Source organism: Polaromonas sp. (assembly GCF_049790275.1).
Classification (GTDB): Bacteria; Pseudomonadota; Gammaproteobacteria; order Burkholderiales; family Burkholderiaceae_C; genus Polaromonas.
On sequence record NZ_JBAQYR010000031.1, the window covers coordinates 24817 to 48640 of the forward strand.

22 protein-coding genes are annotated in these 23824 nt (G+C 58.5%); 5 read left to right on the plus strand and 17 right to left on the minus strand.

From position 1 onward, the window contains the following. Nucleotides 1-226: 226 nt before the first annotated feature. The 11 genes from WA904_RS03740 to WA904_RS03790 all read right to left on the minus strand — a co-directional run bounded on the left by WA904_RS03740 (nucleotide 227) and on the right by WA904_RS03790 (nucleotide 11954). The gene (locus tag WA904_RS03740) at nucleotides 227-925 is read right to left on the minus strand and encodes an REP-associated tyrosine transposase (RefSeq protein ID WP_425195779.1); all 699 of its coding nucleotides are present in this window, start codon (nucleotides 923-925) and stop codon (nucleotides 227-229) included. A gap of 68 nt (nucleotides 926-993) precedes the next feature. Continuing rightward, a complete protein-coding gene (locus WA904_RS03745) occupies nucleotides 994-2145 on the minus strand; it encodes an ABC transporter substrate-binding protein (RefSeq protein WP_425195780.1) in 1152 nt (383 codons plus the stop codon). A 246-nt stretch (nucleotides 2146-2391) separates the two neighbouring features. Continuing rightward, nucleotides 2392-3558, minus strand: a complete 1167-nt coding sequence (locus WA904_RS03750) for a CynX/NimT family MFS transporter (protein ID WP_425195846.1) — start codon at nucleotides 3556-3558, stop codon at nucleotides 2392-2394. 50 nt (nucleotides 3559-3608) lie between these two features. After that, nucleotides 3609-4817, minus strand: coding sequence for a deoxyguanosinetriphosphate triphosphohydrolase (locus WA904_RS03755; protein ID WP_425195781.1), 1209 nt, complete (start codon nucleotides 4815-4817; stop codon nucleotides 3609-3611). A gap of 89 nt (nucleotides 4818-4906) precedes the next feature. Then, nucleotides 4907-6025: a 3-dehydroquinate synthase gene (aroB, locus tag WA904_RS03760; RefSeq protein ID WP_425195782.1), complete on the minus strand. Its 1119-nt coding sequence runs from the start codon at nucleotides 6023-6025 to the stop codon at nucleotides 4907-4909. 110 nt (nucleotides 6026-6135) lie between these two features. Continuing rightward, nucleotides 6136-6678 (minus strand): shikimate kinase, encoded by a 543-nt coding sequence (locus tag WA904_RS03765; protein WP_425195783.1) that lies wholly within the window; start codon nucleotides 6676-6678, stop codon nucleotides 6136-6138. Nucleotides 6679-6854: 176 nt separating this feature from the next. After that, a complete protein-coding gene (pilQ, locus tag WA904_RS03770) occupies nucleotides 6855-8972 on the minus strand; it encodes a type IV pilus secretin PilQ (RefSeq protein ID WP_425195784.1) in 2118 nt (705 codons plus the stop codon). Then, nucleotides 8969-9529 carry a pilus assembly protein PilP gene (locus tag WA904_RS03775; RefSeq protein ID WP_425195785.1) on the minus strand — a complete coding sequence of 187 codons (561 nt, stop codon included), beginning with the start codon at nucleotides 9527-9529 and terminating at the stop codon, nucleotides 8969-8971. Before WA904_RS03775 ends, pilQ begins: the two co-directional genes overlap by 4 nt. Continuing rightward, complete coding sequence (locus tag WA904_RS03780) at nucleotides 9526-10197, minus strand: type 4a pilus biogenesis protein PilO (RefSeq protein ID WP_425195786.1); 672 nt, start codon at nucleotides 10195-10197, stop codon at nucleotides 9526-9528. The genes WA904_RS03775 and WA904_RS03780 overlap by 4 nt, the downstream gene beginning before the upstream one ends. Before the next feature lie 27 nt (nucleotides 10198-10224). Next, nucleotides 10225-10878: a PilN domain-containing protein gene (locus tag WA904_RS03785; RefSeq protein WP_425195787.1), complete on the minus strand. Its 654-nt coding sequence runs from the start codon at nucleotides 10876-10878 to the stop codon at nucleotides 10225-10227. After that, nucleotides 10875-11954: a pilus assembly protein PilM gene (locus WA904_RS03790; protein ID WP_425195788.1), complete on the minus strand. Its 1080-nt coding sequence runs from the start codon at nucleotides 11952-11954 to the stop codon at nucleotides 10875-10877. The genes WA904_RS03785 and WA904_RS03790 overlap by 4 nt, the downstream gene beginning before the upstream one ends. Nucleotides 11955-12053: 99 nt before the next feature. On the opposite strand from WA904_RS03790, the gene WA904_RS03795 reads away from it, so the two are divergent. Together WA904_RS03795 and WA904_RS03800 are read left to right on the plus strand one after the other, a co-directional pair. Next, nucleotides 12054-12248 (plus strand): hypothetical protein, encoded by a 195-nt coding sequence (locus WA904_RS03795; RefSeq protein WP_425195789.1) that lies wholly within the window; start codon nucleotides 12054-12056, stop codon nucleotides 12246-12248. Beyond that, nucleotides 12223-14655, plus strand: coding sequence for a penicillin-binding protein 1A (locus WA904_RS03800; protein ID WP_425195790.1), 2433 nt, complete (start codon nucleotides 12223-12225; stop codon nucleotides 14653-14655). The genes WA904_RS03795 and WA904_RS03800 overlap by 26 nt, the downstream gene beginning before the upstream one ends. Here the strand turns inward: WA904_RS03800 and cyaY are convergent. Next, on the minus strand, nucleotides 14652-14999 hold the full coding sequence (gene cyaY, locus WA904_RS03805) for an iron donor protein CyaY (RefSeq protein ID WP_425195791.1): 348 nt from the start codon (nucleotides 14997-14999) through the stop codon (nucleotides 14652-14654). The genes WA904_RS03800 and cyaY overlap by 4 nt on opposite strands. 12 nt (nucleotides 15000-15011) lie before the next feature. Between cyaY and lptM the strand changes: the two genes are divergently transcribed. The 3 genes from lptM (at nucleotide 15012) to WA904_RS03820 (ending at nucleotide 17519) form a co-directional block, all read left to right on the plus strand. Next, the gene (gene lptM / locus WA904_RS03810; RefSeq protein WP_425195792.1) at nucleotides 15012-15302 is read left to right on the plus strand and encodes an LPS translocon maturation chaperone LptM; all 291 of its coding nucleotides are present in this window, start codon (nucleotides 15012-15014) and stop codon (nucleotides 15300-15302) included. Beyond that, nucleotides 15299-16603: a diaminopimelate decarboxylase gene (lysA, locus tag WA904_RS03815; RefSeq protein ID WP_425195793.1), complete on the plus strand. Its 1305-nt coding sequence runs from the start codon at nucleotides 15299-15301 to the stop codon at nucleotides 16601-16603. Before lptM ends, lysA begins: the two co-directional genes overlap by 4 nt. Nucleotides 16604-16691: 88 nt before the next feature. Then, on the plus strand, nucleotides 16692-17519 hold the full coding sequence (locus WA904_RS03820; RefSeq protein WP_425195794.1) for an MBL fold metallo-hydrolase: 828 nt from the start codon (nucleotides 16692-16694) through the stop codon (nucleotides 17517-17519). Between the two features lie 77 nt (nucleotides 17520-17596). Here the strand turns inward: WA904_RS03820 and WA904_RS03825 are convergent, their stop codons facing one another. From WA904_RS03825 to WA904_RS03845, 5 genes are all read right to left on the minus strand, one after another. Then, nucleotides 17597-18232: a sulfite oxidase heme-binding subunit YedZ gene (locus WA904_RS03825; RefSeq protein ID WP_425195795.1), complete on the minus strand. Its 636-nt coding sequence runs from the start codon at nucleotides 18230-18232 to the stop codon at nucleotides 17597-17599. 64 nt (nucleotides 18233-18296) lie between these two features. Then, nucleotides 18297-19295, minus strand: coding sequence for a protein-methionine-sulfoxide reductase catalytic subunit MsrP (gene msrP, locus WA904_RS03830; protein ID WP_425195796.1), 999 nt, complete (start codon nucleotides 19293-19295; stop codon nucleotides 18297-18299). A gap of 77 nt (nucleotides 19296-19372) precedes the next feature. After that, nucleotides 19373-20719, minus strand: coding sequence for a c-type cytochrome biogenesis protein CcsB (gene ccsB / locus WA904_RS03835; protein ID WP_425195797.1), 1347 nt, complete (start codon nucleotides 20717-20719; stop codon nucleotides 19373-19375). Then, nucleotides 20716-22926 carry a cytochrome c biogenesis protein ResB gene (locus tag WA904_RS03840; RefSeq protein ID WP_425195798.1) on the minus strand — a complete coding sequence of 737 codons (2211 nt, stop codon included), beginning with the start codon at nucleotides 22924-22926 and terminating at the stop codon, nucleotides 20716-20718. Before WA904_RS03840 ends, ccsB begins: the two co-directional genes overlap by 4 nt. A gap of 175 nt (nucleotides 22927-23101) precedes the next feature. Then, complete coding sequence (locus tag WA904_RS03845; protein ID WP_425195799.1) at nucleotides 23102-23746, minus strand: c-type cytochrome; 645 nt, start codon at nucleotides 23744-23746, stop codon at nucleotides 23102-23104. Between the last annotated feature and the right edge of the window lie 78 nt (nucleotides 23747-23824).

Sequence of the window (23824 nt, forward strand, 5' to 3'; positions counted from 1 at the left end):
CTCCTGGTCAAGTGGGCAGGACAATTTTTGACGCGCAAACCGCGCTCAAGGCTGTCCTGCCGAGTTTTCGTAATATTTCGCGGGAAAGACAGCATAGTGCAGTGCAACAACAATGCCAAGGAGAAAAATTGGGGTCAGGTTTTAATTAAGTATAACATTACGAATAGCCAGTTAAATTAGGGACACATCAAGAATCAACACACTCCCGCTGACGATGGCACCGGAATCAGATACCCGCGGGCTTTCGGGGAGGGCGTCCAACCTGTGTCTTGACAACTCTGCGCTCTATGCGCTTCTGAAGTTCCGCTACAAAAGCGGCATCACCCAAAGCCCACCCACCCAACGTTGACTCGGTCAGCGCGGCTTGCTGTTCGGCGGGCACTCCGGCGCGTACGATGTCTGCATAGATTGCTTCACGGGCAAAAGGTGTATTGCCGAGCCCCCAGAACAGGGGGTGCGGCGTCACCAGCTTGTCGTTTCGCAATCCGGCATAGTGGCCGTGGCTGGACCAGGGGTAGTCACGCGCCTCGGAGACCAGACCGGCACGTACCGGATTGAGGTCCATGTAGGCCATACAGGCCAGCAGGTATGTCTCAGCCTGAATCAGCGTCGAGCGGTAACGGCCCTCCCACAAAGTGCCCGAACGCCCGTGGCTGTCGTTGAAGCAGCGTACATATCGCCTGCCCACCGCCTGCATCATCCGGGGCAACGAATCCGCGGTTTCCGGCGTGACCAGCAAATGAAAGTGGTTAACCATCAGCACATAGGCATGAATGGCAACGCCGGATTTTTTTGCACTCTCCTCGATCAGATCCAACAGGGTCTGATAGTCGGCAGGCGACGAAAAAATGGCTTGCCGGTTGTTGCCGCGCTGGATGACGTGGTGCGGATAACCGGGAAGACTCAGACGGGGAAGACGTGCCATGACATAGGTGCGCTGTGGTTCAGCGCATCATAGGGGACTCCGACCCCCATTGGTTTGTCTGATTAGCGTTAACGAACTACCTTGCCATCTGGTGTGATGGTGACCAGATCGACAAGGCGAACCGATTCGTATTTTTTGGCGCGGAGATTCACGCGAAAACCGCCCACATCGTAGTCAGTCATGGATTCGAAGGCTTTCTGGAGCCCGGCACGATCAGGTTTTCCGCTGCCGGCCGCACTGCGCCGCACGCCCTCCGCAAAGGTGCGCGCCGCAATATACCCTTCAACACTTTCGTAACTGGGGATCTGGTCCGTCAGGTTCAGCACGTCCAGGTATTCCTTGACGATGGGGGTCCCGGCGCTGCGCGGCGAGGGCACCACCTGCGAAATAATCACGCCGCCGATTTCCTTGCCCAACGCCGTGAACAGTGGATCAATTCCGACCACCGAAAAGTTCAGGAACTGACCTGCAAACCCTGTTTTTCGCATGGCACGGATGAATGCAGCCGAGGTGTTGAACAGGCTGACCTGAATGATGGCTTGAGGTTGGGCTTTGGCCAGTTGCGCCACCGCAGACTCGACCTTGTCGCTGTTGACCGGCGCGAAGGCGTTCGCTACCAGGGGCGGGAGTTTCAGGTCCACCAGCGCCTGCTTGACAGCGGCCAGTCCGGCGCGGCCCATGGCATCGTCTTCTGCGAAGACCGCGATGCGGTCCTGGCTCAATGTGGCGCAGTGGCGCGCGATTTTGTAGGCTTCGTCAGCCAATGCCGGACGAACGTGAAATGCATTGCTCAGGGTTGTGTCACGCAACCCATCCGACGCTGCGAAGGGTGCAAAAAACAGGGTGTTGGCCGGCTTGGCCACGGCGAAAGCCGCATCGCAGCTGGCTGTTCCGACAAAACCGAACAAGGCATCGACCCCCTCGTCAATCAGTTGCCTGGCGTTCGCCGCAGCTTTGACCGGGTTGTAGCCATCGTCCAGTGTCTTGACTTCGATCTTGTAGCCCGCTGCACCGTTTTTGGCGTTGATCGCATCAAAGTAGAGCTTGGCCCCATTGAGATAAGCCAGACCAATCTGGTCGGCCGCCCCGGTCAGGGGCACCGATTGTCCAATCACGAGTTTGCGGGCACCCTTGCCCGCCTGCGACCGGGCCAAAGGACTGAAGGCAGCCACACCAGCTGAAATTCCGCCCACAACGAGCGCACGTCGATTTAGTTTCATGCCATACCTTTGAAATGCCGATACCACCAAGCACGATGGATGCCCGGGTGCAGAAAGATTCAGCCTTTGTCACGCATCTTGTAACAAATTGCACGCTTCCTGCAGGTTAGTCGGTCAGGCTGCTAAAAGGAAGGCCTGCGGATGCCAACACGTCATAAGGCTATGCGCAGCGTCCCATGGGGCATTTCCCAAGGATCCGCAAGGATCATTGACCGTTGCGGTTAGTCGGGCAGGCATGACACCAGGCTAGTGATCGCGGCTCAACAGACTCTGGAGTTTCCAGGCCAGCAGAATGCCAGCCAGCGAACAGGCACCCGTGACCGCCCAGGTCAGTTGCCAGTGCCCCATTTGCGCAGCAACCCAGGCCACAAGCGGTGGCCCGCAAAACTGGCCAAAGGCAGACCATTGCTGCATCCAGCCCACCGTGGCGGGTACGGTGGCAGCACTTGGCGCTAACCGAACGGCCAGACTGAACAGCGTTGCCGGGATCAAGCCACCCACCATCGAAAATGCCAGCACCGCCAGATACCGGAGCCAGGAATTGCTATCCCCCCCAAAAGCCAGTACGGCACCCCCACCCATCGCGGCAAACCCCGCTACCAGCAAGGCCAGCGGGGCTGCTCCCCAGTGCAGCAGGCGGCCTGCCGCCAGGTTGCCGATGATGTTGACAGCTGCCACTAGCGCCGTAAGCCAAGCCGTGTTACCAGCAGTCAGCCCGGCCTGGGCGTAGATCGAAGGCAGAAATCCCACAACGGCCAGCCATTGGCCCGAATACATGGCAAAGCACACGGCGACCAGCCAGACCCCGCGTGATTTCAGTGTCAGCCTCAAGAGACCAAGCACCTCAGGAGAGGACACCCCTGCCACGGGCAAGACGGACGATCCTCCCAACGCGAGCGCGGTCCGATCGGCGGGGACACCGCGAAAAACCAGCGCTGCCAGCAAGGCAGCCAATGCCGACAAGGCCCACCACCAGATACGCCAGCCCCACGTTGGCTCAACCTGCATCATCACCCAGGGCCCCAGCAGCATGGCCAACGCTGCGCCCAAAGGCATGTAGGCGCCCCACGAACCCAGCGCGCGGCTCAGACGCTCGGGCGCCACCATCCCCCGCAGCAAGCCTGGCGCAGGCAGGACCACGCACAGAAAGCCCAGCCCCTCCAGCACACGGCTGACAAGCAAGCCCGGCGCACCTTGGGCCGCGCCACCCAGCGCACTGGCCAGGCTGAGCACCAGCAAACCGGCAAGCATGCTGCGTCGCGGTCCGTGGCGCTGGATCAGCAGCCCGGCAGGCAGACCCAGCGTCATCCCTGCGAGCTGAACCAGCGCCAGCAAAAAGCCGGCCTGCACCAGTGACACGCCCAGCACCTGCTGGAGTGCGGGCAAGGCCGGCGGCAGCTTGCCTACATGCATCGCAGCCACCACGCCAGCAGCGATCACCAGGCCGGCGGAGTGGGCGGCCTTCAAGCAGGAAAAACCACGCGGCCGTTCAGGCGTTCGTGCTCCCTGGCCGCAAACCGATCTGTCATGCCGGCAATGTAATCGGCGACCACCCGCTCGGGCTTGGCCGAACGGTGTGCATCGGCGGGCGCACTGCTTTCCAGCTGGTCAAACCGGTCACTGTGTTCCTGTGGCATTTGCGCCGGATCGGCCATATAAGCAGCGAACAGGTCACGCACGACCTGCTGCGCGGTTTGGGTGGTTTCGACCACCTGCGGATGTCGATATAAATTTTGTAGCAGAAAACGCTTGAGAGATGAGGACTTCAAGGCCATTTCATCACTGAAGCAGACCAGCGGCGGGTGCTGGCGCACGGCCTGGACACTGTCCGGGGCTGCGTTTTCCAGGACCGCGCGTGTTGCATCGATCACGTCGTAGACCTGCGCACTGAGCATGCGGCGTATGGTTTCAAACAGCAGGCGGCGCCCCTGCAAAGCCGGATGTCTGGACAGGGTTTCGCGGCTGTATTGGTCGAACAACTCGACTTCCCTGAGCTGCTCCAGTCCTAGCAGGCCGGAACGCACACCGTCGTCGATATCATGGGCGTTGTAGGCAATCTCATCAGCAAGATTGGCGAGCTGGGCCTCGAGGCCAGGTTGGCGGGCGTGCGGAGCAGTACCGGACGATTCCAGGAAGCGATGCGCAACGCCCCCCGGCTCGTGTGCTTCAATCTGCCTGGCGTTGCGGCGCGAGCAATGTTTGAGGATGCCTTCCCGGGTTTCAAACGACAGATTCAGGCCGTCATAGTCCGGGTACCGCTCTTCCAGGGTGTCCACCACACGCAGGCTTTGCAGGTTGTGCTCAAAACCGGCACTGTCCGGGTTGTGGTTTTTCAGACAGCTGTTCAATGCGTCCTGCCCGGCATGGCCGAAAGGCGTATGACCCAGGTCATGGGCCAAGGCGATGGCTTCGACCAGATCTTCGTTCAGACGCAACGTGCGGGCGATGGAACGGCCGAGTTGTGCGACTTCGAGGGAGTGGGTCAGGCGGGTGCGAAACAGATCTCCTTCATGGTTCAGAAACACCTGGGTCTTGTACACCAGCCGCCGAAACGCGGTGGAATGAACGATGCGGTCACGGTCCCGCTGGAAAGCCGAGCGGGTCGGCGCGGCCGGCTCCGGGTAACGGCGGCCGCGCGAAGCATCAGGGTCGCAGGCGTAGGGCGCCAACATGGTCATACCTTGGACGTCAAATTGGGCCTCTGCCCTTTAAATTCGGGCGCAGCATGCTATCTTTAGCGTAGCAAATTTCGAACAAAAGATCATGCACTGCAGCAGGCTTCAATCACTTCGCGTACCAGCGCATCCGGGGCGCCTCGCACGGCCGCACGGCCAGGGCCGTCGATCACCACGAACCGGACCTCCCCCGCTTCCGCCTTTTTGTCCACCCGCATCAGCTCCAGATAGCGCCCTGCATTGTCAGCCGCAGACAGCCTGGGACCGACGACCGGCAGCCCGGCGCGCAGGACAAGCGTGCGCAAGCGATCGACGAAAGCCTTGTCGATGAGGCCCAGCCTTTGCGACAGCCGGGCCGCCATCACCATGCCGCAACCCACGCCTTCGCCATGCAGCCACTGCCCATAACCCAGTCCTGACTCGATGGCGTGGCCGAAGGTATGTCCAAAATTCAGAATGGCACGAAGCCCGGTTTCGCGTTCGTCCTGACCCACCACGGCGGCCTTGATCTCGCAGCTGCGCTGGATGGCGTGTGCCAGCGCCGCCGGCTCCCGTGCGAGCAGCGCCTCGATGTTCGCTTCGATCCAGTCCAGAAAAGCCATGTCGGCAATCGGCCCGTACTTGATAATTTCCGCGAGTCCGGCGCTCAGCTCGCGGAGCGGCAGGCTCTGAAGCACGTCGAGGTCGCAGATCACGCGTTCAGGCTGGTAAAACGCACCCACCATGTTCTTGCCCAAGGGGTGATTAATGGCTGTTTTTCCACCGACCGAGGAGTCCACCTGCGCAAGCAAGGTCGTGGGCACCTGTACAAAAGGCACACCACGCATGTAACACGCTGCTGCAAAGCCCGTCATGTCACCGACCACGCCTCCGCCCAACGCAAAAAGCACGGTCTTGCGGTCACAGCCGTTGGCCAGCAAGGCGTCGAAAATGAGTTGCAGGGTAGGCCAGTCCTTGTGGACCTCGCCGTCGGGCAGGGCCACCTGCAGCACCCTGCTGTAGTGGCACTGCAGCGCACGCTGCAACAACTGTGCATAAAGGGGTGCCACCGTGTCGTTCGACACAATCAGCGCTGTATTTGAAGCTGGCAGATCCTCGTAGGTCGCAGGGTCGCCCAGCAGACCGGCGCCAATGAAGATGGGATAGCTGCGCTCGCCCAGGTCGATGACAACCTGTTGTATAGCCGGAGAAGAATCAGTGTGCATGAATGCAAGTGTAGAGGCTCTGGAAGTCCAGGCGGGCTCCAACGAATGCTGGGTTGTCACGCCCTGACGACGTGCGGCGCCCCGGGACGGCTGCCCTGGCACGGCACGCGTCAGACTCCGGAGGCAGGTAAAACTCCGGCCAGTTCAAGCTGCATCGCGATGGTGTTGACCAGCGCAGCCACCGAAGGCTTTCCGGTTTCCACGACAAAGCGGGCGCTTTCGCGGTACAGCGGGTCACGCAAGGTGTACAGCCCGCACAAACGCGCCAGCGGGTCATCCACCTGGAGCAGCGGCCGGTTCCGGTCATGACGCAAGCGGCGAAAGACTTCTTCGGGCGCGGAATGCAGGTATACCGCCTGGGTGCGCTGCTTCAGGTGCTGGCGATTAAGCGGTCGCAATACCGCCCCGCCACCCGTCGACAGGACACAGGATTCGCCCTGGGTCAGTTCGTCAATGACATCTTGCTCAAGGTCCCGAAAAGGTTCCTCGCCCTCCCGCTCAAAGAACTCGCGGATAGACAGACCAACCCGCGCTTCAATGACCTGGTCGGTATCAAGAAATTGACGACCCAGACGGCGGGCGAGCTGACGGCCGATTGTGGATTTCCCGGAGCCGGGAAGGCCGACCAGGGCCACGTAAGACGGCTTGGTCAACAACATCTCCTGTCGAATAAGGCAGGAAAAAGAAACAAAGCCTGTTTAAGCAGCATCTCAGAAAGCCCGCGCAAGCAGAACGCTTCGGCGCCTCACTCATCCCTGGATTTGCGAGCCGAAAAAAGAGCCAGCTCAGGTAAGTGTATGACTGCGCGCTCTACACAGCCATACATACTTCAGCGTAATGCCGCGCCGTTAGAGATCATTCTGGGCGAGATGAAGACCAGCAACTCCGATTTGTTTGCCGTCCGCGTTCTGGTCTTGAATAAATTACCCACTCCAGGAATATCCCCCAAAAGCGGCACCTTGGTCACATCATCTCGCTCGTTCTGCTCAAAGATACCGCCTATCACTACGGTGCCGCCATTCTCAACCAGCACTTGGGTCTGGACATGTTTCGTATCGATCGCAAATCCGTTGGTTGTAGATCGACCCACGCTGTCTTTATTCACGTCCACATTCAAAATGATGTTTCCTTCAGGCGTGATTTGCGGCGTTACTTCCAACTTCAAATTGGCTTTGCGAAAGGCAATGGAAGTCGCTCCGCTGGAGGTAGCTTGCTGGTAGGGCAACTCGGTACCCTGCTCAATCAAGGCCTTGACCTGATCAGCCGTCACGATACGCGGGCTCGACACAATTTTGCCCTTGCCGTCTGCTTCCATGGCTGAAATTTCCAGATTGATGAATCGAGTCAAGCTGGATTCGAATAAGGAAATGGCAAAAGTCCCGGCTTGAAAGCCATTCTGACCAACACCAGGAAGATTGATAAAGTCACCAGCCGTTGTGCCGGTTGCCCCAGTGGTATATGTAGAGCCAAATGAAGTGTTTTGATTCCCGTTCAAGGTGAATGGCCGTCCCCCAAGCCGGACGCCCAATGATTTTCCAAAGGTGTCGGAAGCTTCCACAATACGCGCTTCAATCAAGACCTGACGCACAGGAATGTCTATTTTCGCGATAAAGTTTTGAACTTGTTCGAGCTTGGAAGGAATATCCGTGACAAACAGCTGGTTTGTTCTGGCTTCGGCAATCGCGCTACCGCGGTTGGATAAAATCCTCGCGCTGTTCGGGCCAGTACCTCCGGCCGTAATTTGAGCACCGATGTCAGCAGCCTTCGCATAATTGATCTGGAAAGCCTGGGTACGCACCGACTCCAGGGTCTGAATCGCATTGCGCGACTCCAGGTCGAGTTTGTCCTTGGCAGCCAGTTCATCCTTGGGAGCAATCAGCAGGACATTGCCTGTTTTCCGCATGCCCAAGCCTTTAGCCTGAAGAATGATGTCCAGCGCCTGATCCCAAGGCACATCTTTCAGGCGCAGGGTAACAGCACCCGATACGCTATCGGAAGTGACGATGTTGAAATTGGTGAAATCGGCAATGACCTGCAGCAATGAACGGGTCTCAATGTTCTGAAAGTTCAAGGAAAGCTTTTCACCGGTATAACCAGGGCCCTGCGACAGCTTGGACTCGTCCACTTTCTGCTGGCGAACTTCCAGCACAAACTGGTTGTCGCTCTGATAGGCGCTGTGTTCCCATGACCCTTTGGGCTCCACCACCATACGTACCTTGTCGCCCAATTGCGAAGTGGTCACGCTCTGGACCGGTGTACCGAAGTCGGATACATCCAGCCGGCGGCGCAATCCTTCGGGCAAAGCGGTCTTCAGGAATTCCACCACCAGGGTCTGCCCCTGCTGGCGGATGTCAACGCCCACCTGATTGTTGGCCAGATCAACCACTATCCGGCCCGAAGCGTCGGTTCCCCTGCGAAAATCAATATCTTTCAGTGGCAAGGTATCGCGGTTCCGATTCTCTGCAAAAACAGGTGCAGCGACGGGCGATGGCGCAGCAACGGACAAAGGCTCGAGCGTGATCAGCAGGGATTTCCCCTGGATTTGCGCCGTGTAGGCTGTCGATGCCTTGAGATTGAGGACGACGCGCGTGCGCTCTCCCGCCTGAACCACGTTGGCGGATCGCAAGTTACCGAGGTTCAAGTCAACTGCGGAGCGTCCCATCGAGTTGCCGACACCAGGAAAATCAAGCGCAATCCGGGCTGGTGTTTGAATCGTGAACCCGGTCGGAACGACAGTCAAAGCTTCCGTCAAGTCGATGCGAATGACCTCTGCGCCTCCCTGAACGGAGCCCGAGACCGCCTCGATCGCATTGGATGCTAGCGCCCAAACAGGCGCTGTCAACGAAGCCAGCAGCAACACTGCATGGACGGCAAAGCGACCTGATATCCGCGACCATGTGCCCTGCTGCTGCAGGACGGCATGCATCGTCGATGCATTTTTGTTCATTTTGACCCCTCTTGAAGCTGTAAAGTCGCTGTCCGCTCTATCCATTCGCCTGCAGCATCCTGCACAATTTCTCGCAGGCCAACCTCAGTCTCGGAAATTTTCGTGATGCGTCCATAGTTTTGACCCAAATAGTTGCCCACCCGCACCTGATAAAGAAGGTTGTCTACCCGCACCAGCGCCACCGGCTGTCCCAGCTTAATCAAACTGCCAACCATGGCCACCGCATCGAGAGGCATCGCTTCCAATGGTTCCTTGCGTCGGCTAAGTTCGGGCGCAATAAGGGCGGCATTGGAGGTCGCCTGGTTGGAATCCCGATTCAACGCCTGCGTCAGTTTCTGGCTGCTGAAAGGTTCGATAGCGCCTTCTTGGGTATAGGCCTGAGGCGCAAATTTGGTGGGCTCCGGCAACGGTTCGATCTTGGGTTTCGTCAGATTGCGTTGCTCGGTCATCCACTGCTGAAGCTCTGCCTGTTCGGAAGAGCCGCAGGCTGTCAGGCCCAAGCACACCATCAAGGCGAACGGCAGGATCAGGGCCTTTTGAATACCGGCTCGCTTCATTTGGCACCTTTCGCGGGTGCCGTTTTACGTTGCAGGGCGACTTCCTCGGGATCCAGATAGCGGAAGGTCTTGGCTGTGCTGTCCATGCTCATCATCCCGTCCTTGAGCGGCAAAATCGTCATGTTGTTGAGGGTCACGATTCGTGACAGATTGGCAATATCAGCCGCAAAAGCCCCAATGTCGTGATACCGCCCCGACACCTTGATTGCAATCGGCAGCTCCGCATAATATTCTTTGACACTGACCTGCCCAGGCCGAAACAGCTCAAACTGCAAACTGCGCCCCAAGCCCGCCTGATTAATATCTGACAACAGGGCATCCATTTCCGCCTTGCTTGGCAGTTGTTTTTCCAGTTGCGTCACATACTGCTGCACCTGCTCGCGCTGCTTTTTCAAAGCCTCCAGATTGACGGCTTGGGCCAACTTCTTTTTGAAGTCTTCCCGTAACTGCACTTCCTTGGCCTGTTCTGCCTGAAGCTCTTCATCGGAAGCACTGAGCCATGCAAACCAAAGCGCAACAACCACGACAATCGTCACAAACACATATAAAAGATACCGTGGCAATGCCGGCCAGGAAGGCGGGTCATTCGGATTAAGACCAACAAATTGCGCCTTTAGGCCATCCTGGAGCGCGGCAAAATTCACATTCAATTTCGGGGTCGTTGCCATAGTCAGTGCCTGTTCCAGACCGGGTTATCAGATCTTGGCCGCAGCAGGGCCGGGCTGAGCAGGTTTGGGAACAGCTGCGGCCGAAGCTGCCGCTGACGCAGCAGCAGCCTTCTGCACATCAGTTGCCCGCCTGAGCCCTACTCGCATGGAAAAATTCGCCACACGGCGCTGATCACGCGCGCCCAAAGTGATCGACTTTCCCGTAATCTCAATGAGTTCGGGACGGGTCAACCAAGGACTGTTGTTGCCGAGATTGCGCAGCAGCTCGGAAACCCGCTCGTTGGACTGAGCCACTCCGCTCAGCAACACCACCTGGTTATCCTGCTTCATGCTGGTGATGTACACACCGTCTGGCAGTTGCTTGACCAGTTCGTCAAGCAGGTAAACCGGAAGGTTGCGGTTGCCTTGCAGATCTTCCACCGCCATTTGCCTGGCACGCAGGGCAGCAATTTCCTGCTGCAGACCGGCAATTTCCTTGATCTGGTTCTCGAGACGGGTGATTTCCGTTTTCAGGAAAGCATTTTTCCCCTGCTGCGCCGAGATTTGGGCTTGGTACCAGGAATACACCGCACCACAGAGCAGTCCCCCCATCAGGGCTGCAATGCCAAGGGCAACAAAAAAGGCCTCGCGTCGATGCTTGCGCGCCGCCTCGCGGTGGGGGAGCAAATTGACCAGAATCACTGGAAAAACCTCCGCAAAGCCAAACCGCAGGAGGTCAGGTAAGACGCCGCCTCACGCTTCATCTTCTTCTCCCGAACGTTGCTGCCCAGAGTCATGCCCTCAAAGGGATTGGCCACCATGCAGGCAAATGAAGTTTGCTGGGTCACCGCATCGGTCAACCCCGGCAAGGCCGAAGATCCCCCCGCCAGCATCACGTAATCCACCTTGTTGTGCGGCGTGCTGGTGAAAAAGAACTGGAGAGCACGGCCGATTTCCTGTGCCATGCTGTCTACAAAGGGCTTGAGCACGCTCGCGTCGTAATCGTCAGGCAGTTCGCCGCTGCGTTTCTTGCTTTCCGCTTCCTCAGGCGAGAAACCATACTGGCGGACAATCAGCTGGGTGAGCTGCGCGCCACCAAAAGCCTGATCCCGCTCATAAAGAACCTCGTCGTTCTTGATGACCTGCATGCTGGTCGTCAGGGCACCTACTTCAAACAAAGCAACCAGGGTGTCCACGCCATTGTTTGGCAGGTTCTCGATCAGCCGTGCAGTGGCCAGGCGCGAAGCATACGACTCCACATCCACCACAACCGGCTTGAGTCCTGCTGCCTCGGCCAATCCCTGCCGGTCGTTGACTTTTTCCTTGCGGGATGCAGCGATCAGCACCTCTACATCGCCTGCTGAACTGGCACTGGGACCAACCACACAAAAATCAAGGCTGACCTCATCCAGCGAAAAGGGAATGTACTGGTTCGCCTCGGCTTCCACCTGGATTTCCAGCTCCTGCTCGCTCATCCCACCGGGCAGAATGATCTTCTTAGTGATCACCGCCGAAGCTGGCAAGGCCATGGCCACATTTTTGGTGCGGGTGCCGCTTTTTTTGACAAGACGGCGCACCGCCTCGGCCACTTCATCGAATTTTTCCACATTACCGTCAGTGATCCAGCCTCTTTCCAGAGGCTCAATGGCACAACGGTCAAGCACCAGATTGCCCGCCTTGTCGCGGCTCAGCTCAACCAGCTTGACACTGGAGGAACTGATGTCCAAGCCCAGAAGGGCAGACGATTGACGGTTGAATAACGATCCCAAAGAGATCAAGACGGTCCCCAGATGACGGCTAATGTGTAGCCCTGCAAACTTAAGAAATCACTTGAATGCTATCAGTAAGATCCTTGTACAACAAAGGATTTTCCGGTTTTGGCTTACCATCACCGTTGTCAAAAGCCGACGCTTTTAACGCTCTGGCCGGATAAAGACCAGGTCGGTGATCAGTCAATAATTGCAAAAGATGAAATCCCCGGCCAGCTGAAAAATCTTCCTGAACGGGCGATTTTTATAATGCTGGTGCGAACTTACGCTCAACCTCATGCCGTCAAACTCTTCGACTTCTGAATCCCGCTCCTCCCCCGCCAGCCAATTCAAGTGGTTACCAGGGCTGCTCAAGGTTTTTGCCTGGACGGCGGGAGTTGCACTCGCCGGGTTGGTGTCGCTGCTGATGATCATTGCTGTCGCGCTGGCAGTGGCCTATCCCAACCTGCCCGATGTGTCCGATCTGCTGGACTATCGCCCCAAGCTGCCTCTGCGGGTTTATTCGGCGGATGCCATGCTGATTGGAGAGTTCGGGGAAGAACGGCGCAACCTCACGCCAATCGGCGAGATTCCCAAGGTGATGAAAGACGCGGTGCTGGCGATTGAAGACGCGCGGTTTTTCTCCCACGGCGGCGTCGATTACATCGGAGTGATCCGTGCCGGCCTCGCCAACGTGGGGCGCGCCAAAAGCCAGGGCGCCTCCACCATCACCATGCAGGTTGCCCGCAATGTCTACCTGTCCACGGAAAAAAGTTATACCCGCAAGATTTATGAGATTCTTCTGACCTTCAAGCTGGAGCACCTTCTGAGCAAGGACCAGATCCTGGAGATCTATATGAACCAGATCTTTCTCGGGCAACGGGCCTATGGCTTTGCGGCGGCATCCGAAACCTACTTCGGCAAATCCCTGAAGGACATCAATATTGCTGAGGCAGCCATGCTCGCAGGTCTGCCCAAGGCTCCTTCAGCCTACAACCCGATCAGCAATCCCAGACGGGCCAAGGCACGCCAACTCTACATCATTGAACGGATGGAAGAAAATGGCTTTATCACGCCAGAGCAGGCCGTGGCAGCCAAAAACCAGGAACTCAAAGTCAGATCAGGGCCCGATGCAGGACGGGTGCATGCCGAATTTGTGGCCGAAACGGTACGCCAGCTGGTTTACAGCCAATATGGTGACGAAACCTACACGCGCGGCCTGAATGTATTTACGACCTTGCGTGCTGCAGACCAGGCAATGGCTTACAAGGCCCTGCGCAAAGGCATCATGGACTATGAAAGGCGGCAGATTTATCGCGGCCCGGAGAAATTCATCGCCTTGCCCAAAGACCCCCAGGAGGTTGAAGAGGCCATTGACGATGCATTGGTCGAGAGTCCGGACAACGACGACGTGATGTCGGCGGTGGTACTGGAAGCCGGACCCAAAAAAATCGTGGCGGTTCGCCAAAACAGCGAAACCATCGAAATCACTGGTGAAGGGCTCAGGCCTGCCCAATCGGGCTTGTCCGAGAAGGCAGCACCCAACATCAGAATCCGTCCCGGCGCCTTGATCCGCGTAGCCAGAACGCCCAAAAACACCTGGGAAATTACACAGTTGCCTGAGGTCGAAGGAGCTTTTATTGCGCTGGACCCGCGCAACGGAGCAGTCCGGGCGATGGTCGGCGGATTTGACTACGAAAAGAACAAGTTCAACCATGTGACGCAAGCCTGGCGGCAACCCGGCTCCAGCTTCAAGCCCTTTATCTATTCCGCGGCACTTGAAAAGGGATTCACGCCAGCCACAGTCGTGAACGATGCCCCCCTGTTTTTTGATGCTGGTGTCACCGGCGGCCAACCGTGGGAGCCCAAGAACTACGATGGCACCTTCGACGGCCCGATGAGCCTGCGCCGCGGTCTGGCCAAATCAAAAAACATGATTTCCATCCGGATACTGCAAGCGATAGGCCCCAAATATGCCCAGGAGTGGATCACCCGTTTTGGTTTTGACGCCGACAAGCACCCGGCTTACCTGACGATGGCACTCGGCGCCGGTTCGGTCACACCATTGCAAATGGCCATCGGGTACTCGGTGTTTGCCAATGGGGGTTACCGCATCAACCCCTATCTGATCACCAAGATCACCGATCAGAAAGGCAAGGTGGTGGTAGAAAGCCCAGCACCGGTTCTTGATGACTCCGTGCGCGGCATCGAGGCACGAAACGCTTTCATCATGTCCAGCTTGTTGCAGGAAGTCGCCCGCTCAGGCACCGCTGCCCGAGCCCAGGCCACCTTGAAGCGGCCAGATCTTTATGGCAAGACAGGTACAACCAACGATTCGATTGACACCTGGTTTGTCGGCTTCCAGCCAACGCTCACGGCAGCGGTGTGGATGGGTTATGACAACCCGAAAAAACTCGGCGACCGGGAAACCGGGGGAGGATTGAGTCTGCCGGTCTGGATCAATTTCATGGAATATGCGCTCAAAGGGGTGCCCGTCACCGAATTTTCAGCACCTCAGGGCGTGGTCAATATCGGTGGCGAATGGTTTTATGACGAATACGCCAAAGGCTCGGGCGTCAGCAGCGTGGGGCTGGGTGACAGACCCGCTGCAGGTTCGGGTGCAGGTCCAGACGTTCCAGTCACCGGCCAGCCCGTTCCACCCGGAGCCGCCATTCAGACTCCGCCCCCGAGTGACGAACGGCGGCGGATACTGGACCTGTTCAAAAACTAGTGGCGAGCAACGGGTGGAGCGTTGAACACCAGCGCCTCACCGGCCTGCTCACTGGCGTAGCGCGACAAGCCCGCAAACAGTTCGCTACCATCTTTGGTGTCAGTCCACTGGCCCTGATTGAACCTGTAGTGAAAACCGCCGGCGCGCGCAGCCATCCATATTTCCTGCAGCGGTTTTTGCAGGTTGATCACAATCTGGCTGCGGTTGGCAAAAGTCAGCGTGATCATGCCTCCCGTCCTCTGGTTGTCGATGTCGGCATCCGTTTCATCGTTGATGCGGTCACACGCTACTTCGATTGCCTTGAGTGCAGCCTCGGCATGGTCAAGATAGTCAAGGTCGGTCATTACAATCCCATCATGTTCGCAAGATCTCAAATTCGTTTTCAAATTTTAGGCCTCAGCGCCCTTGCCTCCTGGGCTCATGGCCTTTGGAAAACCGCATTGACAGCAACCGGCGCAGTTTGCCTCGTGGCTTGCGGCCAGAAAGGCCCGCTGTTCATGCCACCTCCGCCGAAGGCGTTCCCGGCTAGCGTTTCTCCGTCCACGGCGCCCGCGCCAGCCGCTTCTGCCAGTTCCCCGGCAGGCACTGCAACCGACCTTCCCGCCGCACCACCTGCATCCGGCCCCGCAGTCCTGCCCTCGCGATGAAAATAACTTCCCCATCCGTCGCATCGTCAGACGTCCTTCCGGGTGCGCCGCAACTGGCCTACCGGCAGGACGGCCTGTACATGGAAGACGTCCGCCTGGACGCACTCGCCAGCCAGCATGGAACCCCTGTGTTCGTGTATTCCAGGGCAGCCATGCTGGCCGCGCTGGCCGCCTACCAACGGGGCTTTGCCGGCCGCAACGCGCAAATTTGTTATGCCATGAAAGCCAACTCTTCGCTGGGCGTACTGCAGGTTTTCGCCCGCGCCGGCTGCGGCTTTGACATCGTCTCTGGCGGCGAACTTGAACGTGTGCAGGCAGCCGGCGGAGATATGCGCAAGGTCATTTTCTCCGGTGTCGGCAAAACGCGCCCCGAAATGAAGCAGGCGCTGGAGGCGGGCATTGGCTGCTTCAACGTCGAAAGCGAGGCCGAACTGGATGTGCTGTCCGGCGTAGCGCTGGCCATGCACCGCATCGCCCCGGTCAGCATTCGCGTGAACCCCAATGTCGATCCCAAAACCCACCCTTACATCTCGACAGGCCTCAAGGGCAACAAGTTCGGTGTGGCCCACGAAGACGCGCTGCAGATTTACCGGCATGCAGCCTCGCTCAAGGGACTGCAGGTGGTCGGCATCGACTGCCATATCGGCTCGCAGATTACCGAGGCCACACCTTATCTGGATGCGATGGACCGGGTGCTGGATCTGGTCCAAAGCATAGAAGCGGCGGGAATCCCGATTGAGCACATCGATTTTGGCGGCGGCCTCGGTATCAACTACAACCAGGATTCACCGCCCGCGGCGGATGCGCTTTGGCAGGAATTGCTCGGCAAGCTCGACGCACGCGGTTATGGCAGCAAAAAGCTGATGGTCGAACCGGGCCGTTCATTGGTAGGCAACGCCGGTGTCTGCCTGACCGAGGTGCTTTACCTCAAACCCGGCGAAGAGAAAAATTTCTGCATCATTGACGCCGCGATGAACGACCTGCCGCGGCCGGCCATGTACCAGGCTTTTCACGCCATCGTGCCTGTGGTGCCGCGTCGTGGCACATCAACTACTGTCTACGATGTGGTTGGCCCGGTATGCGAAAGCGGCGACTGGATCGGCCGGGACCGTGCGTTGACCGTTGCCGCCGGCGATCGCCTCGCGGTGCTGTCGGCAGGCGCGTACTGCATGAGCATGGCCAGCAACTACAACACCCGTGGCCGTGCCGCCGAGATTCTGGTTGATGGTACCCAGGCACACCTCATACGTGCCCGTGAAACAGCCGCCGACACCTTCCGCGGTGAAAAATTGCTGCCCTGAAGCCATTAGCCCTTGATGTTCATCAAGGGCTGCCTGCGGGGGCCGGCCTACAGTCGGGCTTTCAGCAATGCAACGGCAGGCCATCACCATGTCCCTGGAACTTTACCGCGACAAAAATCACATCTGCCTGATGTTCACCGACCTCATCGACGAAGACGGGCAGGCCGTTCAGGCCAACCAGTTCCTCATCGTTGACAACGGCACCGGTGCCATCATCGATCCCGGCGGCAACCTTGCGTACAACGAGCTCTTCATGGGCATGACGCAGCACTTCCCACCGCACAAGCTGTCCTATGTGATTGCTTCGCACGCTGATCCCGACATCATCGCCTCGCTGGACCGCTGGATGAGCAGTACCCAGGCACTGCTGGTGATTTCGCGGGTTTGGGAGCGTTTTGTACCGCATTTCACCAAGGTCGGCAAAACCGACAAGCGCGTGATTGGCGTCCCCGATGCTGGCGGGCGCCTGCCCTTGGGAAACAATGAACTCTGGCTCATACCAGCCCATTTCATGCATTCCGAAGGCAATTTCCATTTCTATGACCCGGTGAGCCGCATCCTGTTCACAGGCGACTTGGGCGTATCCATGATGTCCGGCGCCCAGGCACGCCAACCTGTCACCAGCCTCAAGCCCCACATTCCCCTGATGGAAGGTTTTCACCGGCGCTATATGGTGTCCAACAAAATCCTGCGGCTTTGGGTCAGCATGGTGCGTCCGCTGGACATTGCCATGCTGGTGCCGCAACATGGCGCACCCATTGTGGGCAAACAGGCCGTGAACGAGTTCTTCGACTGGATTGAAAACCTGATGTGCGGCATCGACCTGTTTGATGATCGTGCTTATCAGTTGCCCACGGCCAGCATTGATCCGATCGCCCGCCAGACCCGCCCGGCGCTGCGTGCGGTGAACGGTTGACATCAAGAAAAACAGGCTTCAGCCCTTATGGGCTGTGCGCATACAGCTCCTGATTTAATAGCACTCCCACTCTCTCACTACGGGGTGGCCGTGTTTTGTGGCGTAGCACGGTGCTGGCGCCGCCCCCACCTCTGCCAGAGGCGCCACCCCAACAGGGCGGCGATGATCCCGGCATAAATAAAGACCTCGGCAAAGTCGTTCTTTCCTGAGCGCATCCAGAAAAAATGCAGGAGGCCCAGGCCCGCGATCAGGTACACCAGCTTGTGCAACATCTGCCAGCGCTTCGCGCCCAGTTTGCGTATGGCGGCGTTGAAAGACGTCGCCGCCAGCGGTGTCAGCAGCAGGAAAGCGCTAAACCCCACCAGAATGAAGGGGCGCTTGATGATGTCTTTCACGATATCCGCAAGGTCAAAGCCCATGTCAAACCAGCTGTAGCTGAGCAGGTGGACCACCACATAAAAATAAACGAAAAGTCCCAGCATGCGGCGAAAGCGCGCCAGTGCCGGCGTGTTGCTGATGACACGCATGGGTGTGATGGCCAGCACAATACAGAGGAAACGCAGTGTCCAGTCTCCCGTTGCACGTATCAGTGCTTCCGCAGGGTTAGCGCCCAGCTGGTTGGTCAGCGCGCTGTAAAACAGCCAGGCAAAAGGCAGCAAACAGGCAATAAATACAGCCGGCTTGGCAACAGGATGGAGAAGGAGTCTTTTCATGGCTACAGCCCGGCAGATCCGCCAGACACAAGGCGATACCTTGTAACCTGGCCGTCACCGAGCATCAATAAAACTTCTTCAGGTCCATGCCCGCATACAACTGGCCCACCTGGGCCTCGTAGCCGTTGAACATCAGGGTTTTGCGTTTTTTGGCAAACAGGCCGTCCTCGCCAATGCGGCGCTCGGTTGCCTGGCTCCAGCGCGGATGGTCCACAGACGGGTTCACATTCGAATAAAACCCGTATTCGTTGGCCGCGGCCTTGTTCCAGGCGGTGCGCGGCTCCTTGTCGGTGAAGCGGATCTTGACGATGCTCTTCCCGCTCTTGAAGCCGTATTTCCAGGGCACCACCAGGCGCACCGGCGCACCGCTCTGGTTGGGCAGCACTTCGCCGTACATGCCGAAGCTCAGCAGGGTCAGCGGGTGCATGGCCTCGTCCATGCGCAGTGCCTCGACATAGGGCCAGTCGAGCACACGCGAACCGACAAAGGGCATGGTTTTGGGATCGGCCTGGGTGATGAACTCGACATACTTGGCGTTGCCCAGCGGCTCGACCTTCTTGATCAGCTCCGCCAGCGAATAACCGACCCAGGGAATCACCATGGACCAGCCCTCGACGCAGCGCAGCCGGTAGATGCGTTCTTCCTGGGCGCTGAGTTTGATCAGGTCTTCGATGGCATACGTCCTCGGCTGCTTGACCAGACCTTCGATGGCCACCGTCCAGGGTTTGGTCACCAGGGTGTGGGCGTTTTTGGCCGGGTCCGACTTGTCGGTACCGAACTCGTAGAAGTTGTTGTAACTCGTCACGTCCTTGTAGTCCGTGACTTTTTCCATGGTCACTGCGCCGGCGACCCCCGATTTGGCGCCGGGCAAAGCGGCCAGCTTGCCTGGCTTGGTGACCGCCTGAGCCAGTGCTTCCCGACCGGCCCAGGAGGCGATGGTGGCACCGGCTGCGCCGGTGGCCATCAGCTTGATCAGGTTGCGCCGCTGCTGGTAGACGCCCGGGGGCGTGATGTCGCTGGGAACGGTGTGGTCGAAGCCACTGTGGTCTGTCTTGATCAGCATCGTATGTCCTTGTTGTCGTGGATGGCTGGGAGTTAGTCTTGGTATGCAGCCGCTTCTTACAAGGATTCAAACCCCGGCTACAAGGTTCCGTAACTGTGCAGGCCCGACAGGAACATGTTCACCCCCAGAAAGGCAAAGGTGGTGACGGCCAGCCCCACCAGGGCCCACCAGGCGGCCACGGTACCGCGCAGGCCCTTCATCAGCCGCATGTGCAGCCAGGCCGCGTAGTTGAGCCAGACGATCAATGCCCAGGTTTCTTTCGGGTCCCAACTCCAGTAGCCGCCCCAGGCCTCGGCCGCCCACAAGGCGCCAAGCACGGTGGCGATGGTGAAAAACGCAAAACCAACGGCAATGGCCTTGTACATCACGTCGTCGAGCACTTCAGCACTCGGCAGGCGTGCCGCAATACGCTGGCGGCCCAGCAAAATGGCGGCGGCAATCAGGCCGGAAACCAGCAGATAACCGAGCCAGTAATTGGTACCCCCGATTTCGGTTGATTTGCGAAACACAATCGGCACAAAACACAGGACCACGCCCAGCAACCACAGCGGCGTCAACTTGTACCAGCGGGTTTCCAGCGCCTGTTGCTTGATGAGGTAAGCCAGCGACACCATGGCCGCCAGCGAAAACATGCCGTAACCAATGAAGTTGGCGGGCACATGCAGCTTCATCCACCAGCTTTTGAGGGCCGGCACCAGCGGCTGGATTTCATGCGCCTCGCGGACCACGGTGTACCAGAGCAGAAAACCCACCGCGGCACTAACCACCAGCATCACAAACGCGCCCATGGTGCGGGTCTTGTACTGCGCTTCGAAGTAAAGGTAGAACGCCGCGGTCATCCAGCTGAACAGCACGAACACCTCGTACAGATTGCTGACCGGAATGTGGCCAACGTCGGCACCAATGAGGTAACTTTCATACCAGCGCACCATGGTGCCCACCAGCGCCATGCCGACAGCCACCCAGGCGATCCGAGAGCCCAGCGACTCCATCGTGCCGCTCTGCCCCCGGGCAAACATGCCAAGCCAGTAAAACGCAGTACTCATGAAAAACAGCACACTCATCCACAGGATGGCCGACTGGCTGGACAGGAAATACTTCAGCCAGAAAACCTGTTCCGAGCGCGCCAGATCTCCCTGGTAAGAAACAATGCCAAGCAACGAGAACCCTGCCACCAGCAGCATCAGGACGCGCAGCGGACGCCAGAACCAGCCCATGGCAATGGCTGCAGGAATCGCTCCCAGCAGGATGCCCTTTTCGTACACGTCCATGAAAACGTTGTAGCGGGCAAAGGCATACAGCCCGCCGGCCAGCGCGACAGCCGCAAAAATCCAGTCCAGTACATTGCGCTTGGCGAAATAACCTTGCTGCAGGCTGATGGTGTTCGCGTCCGTGGTGCGCGAGCTCAGGGTGGTGGTGTTCATCGTGGCACCTGTAAAAGTTTTGTCTTCAGCATTTCAAATTCCTTGCCACCGTCCATGGTCTGGCGGTTGGTCGACATGGCCATGGTGGCCTGGCTGCCTGCATCTGATTCTGGCCCTTTTCCGGGCGCTGTGGAGTCCAGGCTTTCTCCAGCCGGCGCCAGCCAGACCCAGAGGCGGCGCTCGCGTACATACAGCATGGCGAAAATACCGAGGATCAGCAGCGCACAACCCAGGTAAACAATGTTTTTGCCGGGCGTACGCGCCACCTGGAAAACACTGGCCTGCAATTGCGTGAAGTCTTTCAGTGCAAATGCCATCGGCGCCGGATAGTGGTGCGCATCACTGAGGGACAACACAGCCTGGGCCATGAAAGCCTGGGTTTTTTCATCCAGCGGCAAAGGCTTCTGGTCATTTTGCTCACGCGTGGATTGAAGCAATTCAAACAGCACACCATTGAGAATGCGTACCAGCACCTCGCCCGCCCGGTTGCGCTCAGCCTCCGGCACATTGGTTTCCATGAAGTCGGAAATGGCCTGCAAGCCAGCTATCGGTTTGGTCGCGCCATCCTCCTGGTCGGGCCCGGCAAACAGGGCCAGTGCACGTGATGCCGAAGCAGCAAGCTGCTGCGCCAGTTCAGGCCGGTCAGCCGGAGTGGCCAGGCGCACGTAACGCTGCACGGCACGCTCGCGCTGGGCCGGGTCGGCCAGGGCACGGCGCATACGCAAAAAGCCCTCCATGCTGCCCTGTTCGTCAGCCGGAATGCGCAGGTACTGGAAGGGTTCGGCGGGCGTTTCGCGTACACCCAGCAGGAACAGCGCCGGGCTGGACTCGCCGGCATCCATCTTGACCGGCAGCATGTAATTGTGGAATTCCCTGGCCTGGCCCGCCGCGTCGCGCAGTTTGTAGGTCACGCTGGGACCGACATTGCGCAACTCCTTGTTTTCACGTGTTTTGTTGGCCGCCCCCAGGCGCGAATCAATGGCATGGCGCAGATCAACCTTGCGCACATCCGCGCCGGAAGTCGCACCCATGCTGCCCGAGCTGCCGAAGTTCTCGACATTGATGACGCGCAGCGCGGTGTACTCCAGCGTCATTTTTTCCGCTCCATTGGTCAGGCTGCTGGAGCCGCCAATCGTGCCCTGGATTTCAAAAACCTTGCTTGAGGCCTGGCGGCCGGTGGCCAGCGGCACTGCCTGGAGCGTGACACTCGAACCACCATCGTCAAAGCTGGACTGGTAAATCTCTATGCCCTTGTGGCGGGCCGGGTGGTTCACCTCGACGCGGGCCGGGATTTTTTCGCCGGTTTCCTTGTCATGGATCACGATCTCGCTGGCGAACAGTTTGGGCATGCCGGTCGAGTAGTACTCGACAATGAATTTTTTCAGCTCCACTGCAAAAGGCAGGTCCTGCAGCAACACACCACCAGGCTGGTTGAGGATCGCTGTACTCGACTGCGTGCCCTCGGCAACCAGCAGATTGGCACGAAAAGTAGGGTTGCGCTCACCCAGGCGGTGCTGGGCCGGCACATCCGCAATCAGTCCGCCGCCGGTATAGGTGGTCTTGTTGTTCAACCACATCTGCGCCCGCACAATCAGGTCGCCATCGAGCAGGCCACCCACGCACACCAGCACGATGGCGCTGTGCGCCGCAATGTAGCCGAACTTGTTGGCAGCGCCTGCCTTGGCCGCAACCATCCAGCCTTCGCCGTCGGGTGTGGTCCGCTGCTGCAGCTTGACCTTCCAGCCACCCTGCACCAGCGTTTGCCCGATGCGCCGCGCTGCCGCTTCAGGCCCCTCGCCCAGCACCGCTTCAGCGCGGTGACCGAAAGCTTTCAGGCTTTGTGTACGGATGTTTTCCTTCAGCTGGTTCAGGTCGGCGAAGATTTTTGGCGTGTTGCGGGTGATGCACAGTGAGGTGGACACCACGAGGAAGGCCAGAATCAGGATAAACCACCACGCGCTGTACACCGTGTACAGGCTGGCGGCACCAAACACCTGGGCCCAGAACGGGCCGAACTGATTCACGTAATTGCCAAGCGGCTCCTGCTGCTTAAGCACCGTGCCTATGACCGAGGCGATGCAGATCACCGTGAGCAGCGAGATCGAAAACCGCATAGACGACAGCAGCTCTACCGTCGAGCGCAAGGCATGCGAGCCGGACCTGAGCCTCAGGCCGTGTGTGGAAACTGCGTGGCTGGAAACGGTCATGCGTGATGCTTGGTGGGGCGGCAATAAAAAAGGCGGGTCTTCTGCAAAAGACCCGCCTGGTATGGAGTGCTTATTCCGGCTGGGGTTCAATACAAAGCGGGTAGACCGCCGTATTTTCCCAAGAAAGAGGCTTCCCCGCCCGGAAACTCACGGACTTGGCGGGTTTTCGGTTGATTTAACGCAAACCGGCAATGTAGTCCGCCACCGCACGGATTTCCTTGTCGTTCAATTTGGCGGCCACCTGCGTCATCTGCAGGCTGTTGCTGCGCACGCCATCGCGGAAGGCCGTCAACTGGGACGCGGTGTATTCGGCATGCTGGCCACCCAGGCGCGGGTACTGCGAGGGAATGCCAGCACCGTTGGGGCTGTGGCAACCGGCGCAAGCCGGCACCTGGCGGTCGGAAATGCCGCCGCGGTAAATGCGTTCGCCCAGGGTGACCAGTTCCTTGTCCTTGGCGAAACCGAATTTGGCCTTTTTGGTCGTCACCCAACCAGCAATGTTTTTCATGTCGTCATCGGAAAGCGCGGCGGCAAAGCCCTGCATGACGGCATTTTTGCGTTTTCCTGCCTTGAATTCCTGCAATTGCTTGACCAGGTACTCCGGGTGCTGCTGCGCCAGCTTTGGATTTGCGGCAATTGCAGAATTGCCGTCGGCCGCATGACATGCCACGCAGACCGCGGCAAAGGTCTTTTCCCCCTGAACCAGGTCAGGCTTGGCCACTTTGGCTGGAGCAGCCTCGCCGGCCGCTTGGGCAACCAGGGGCGCAGCCAGCAGGGCGGCAAATAAACAGGCAATCAACGAAGTGGAAACAAGCTTCATATCGGGGGATTTAATAGTTGACTCTAAAAGGAGGGTTGCTGTCTGGCGCACAGCCTCGGCTCAAATTAATAAGCTTCA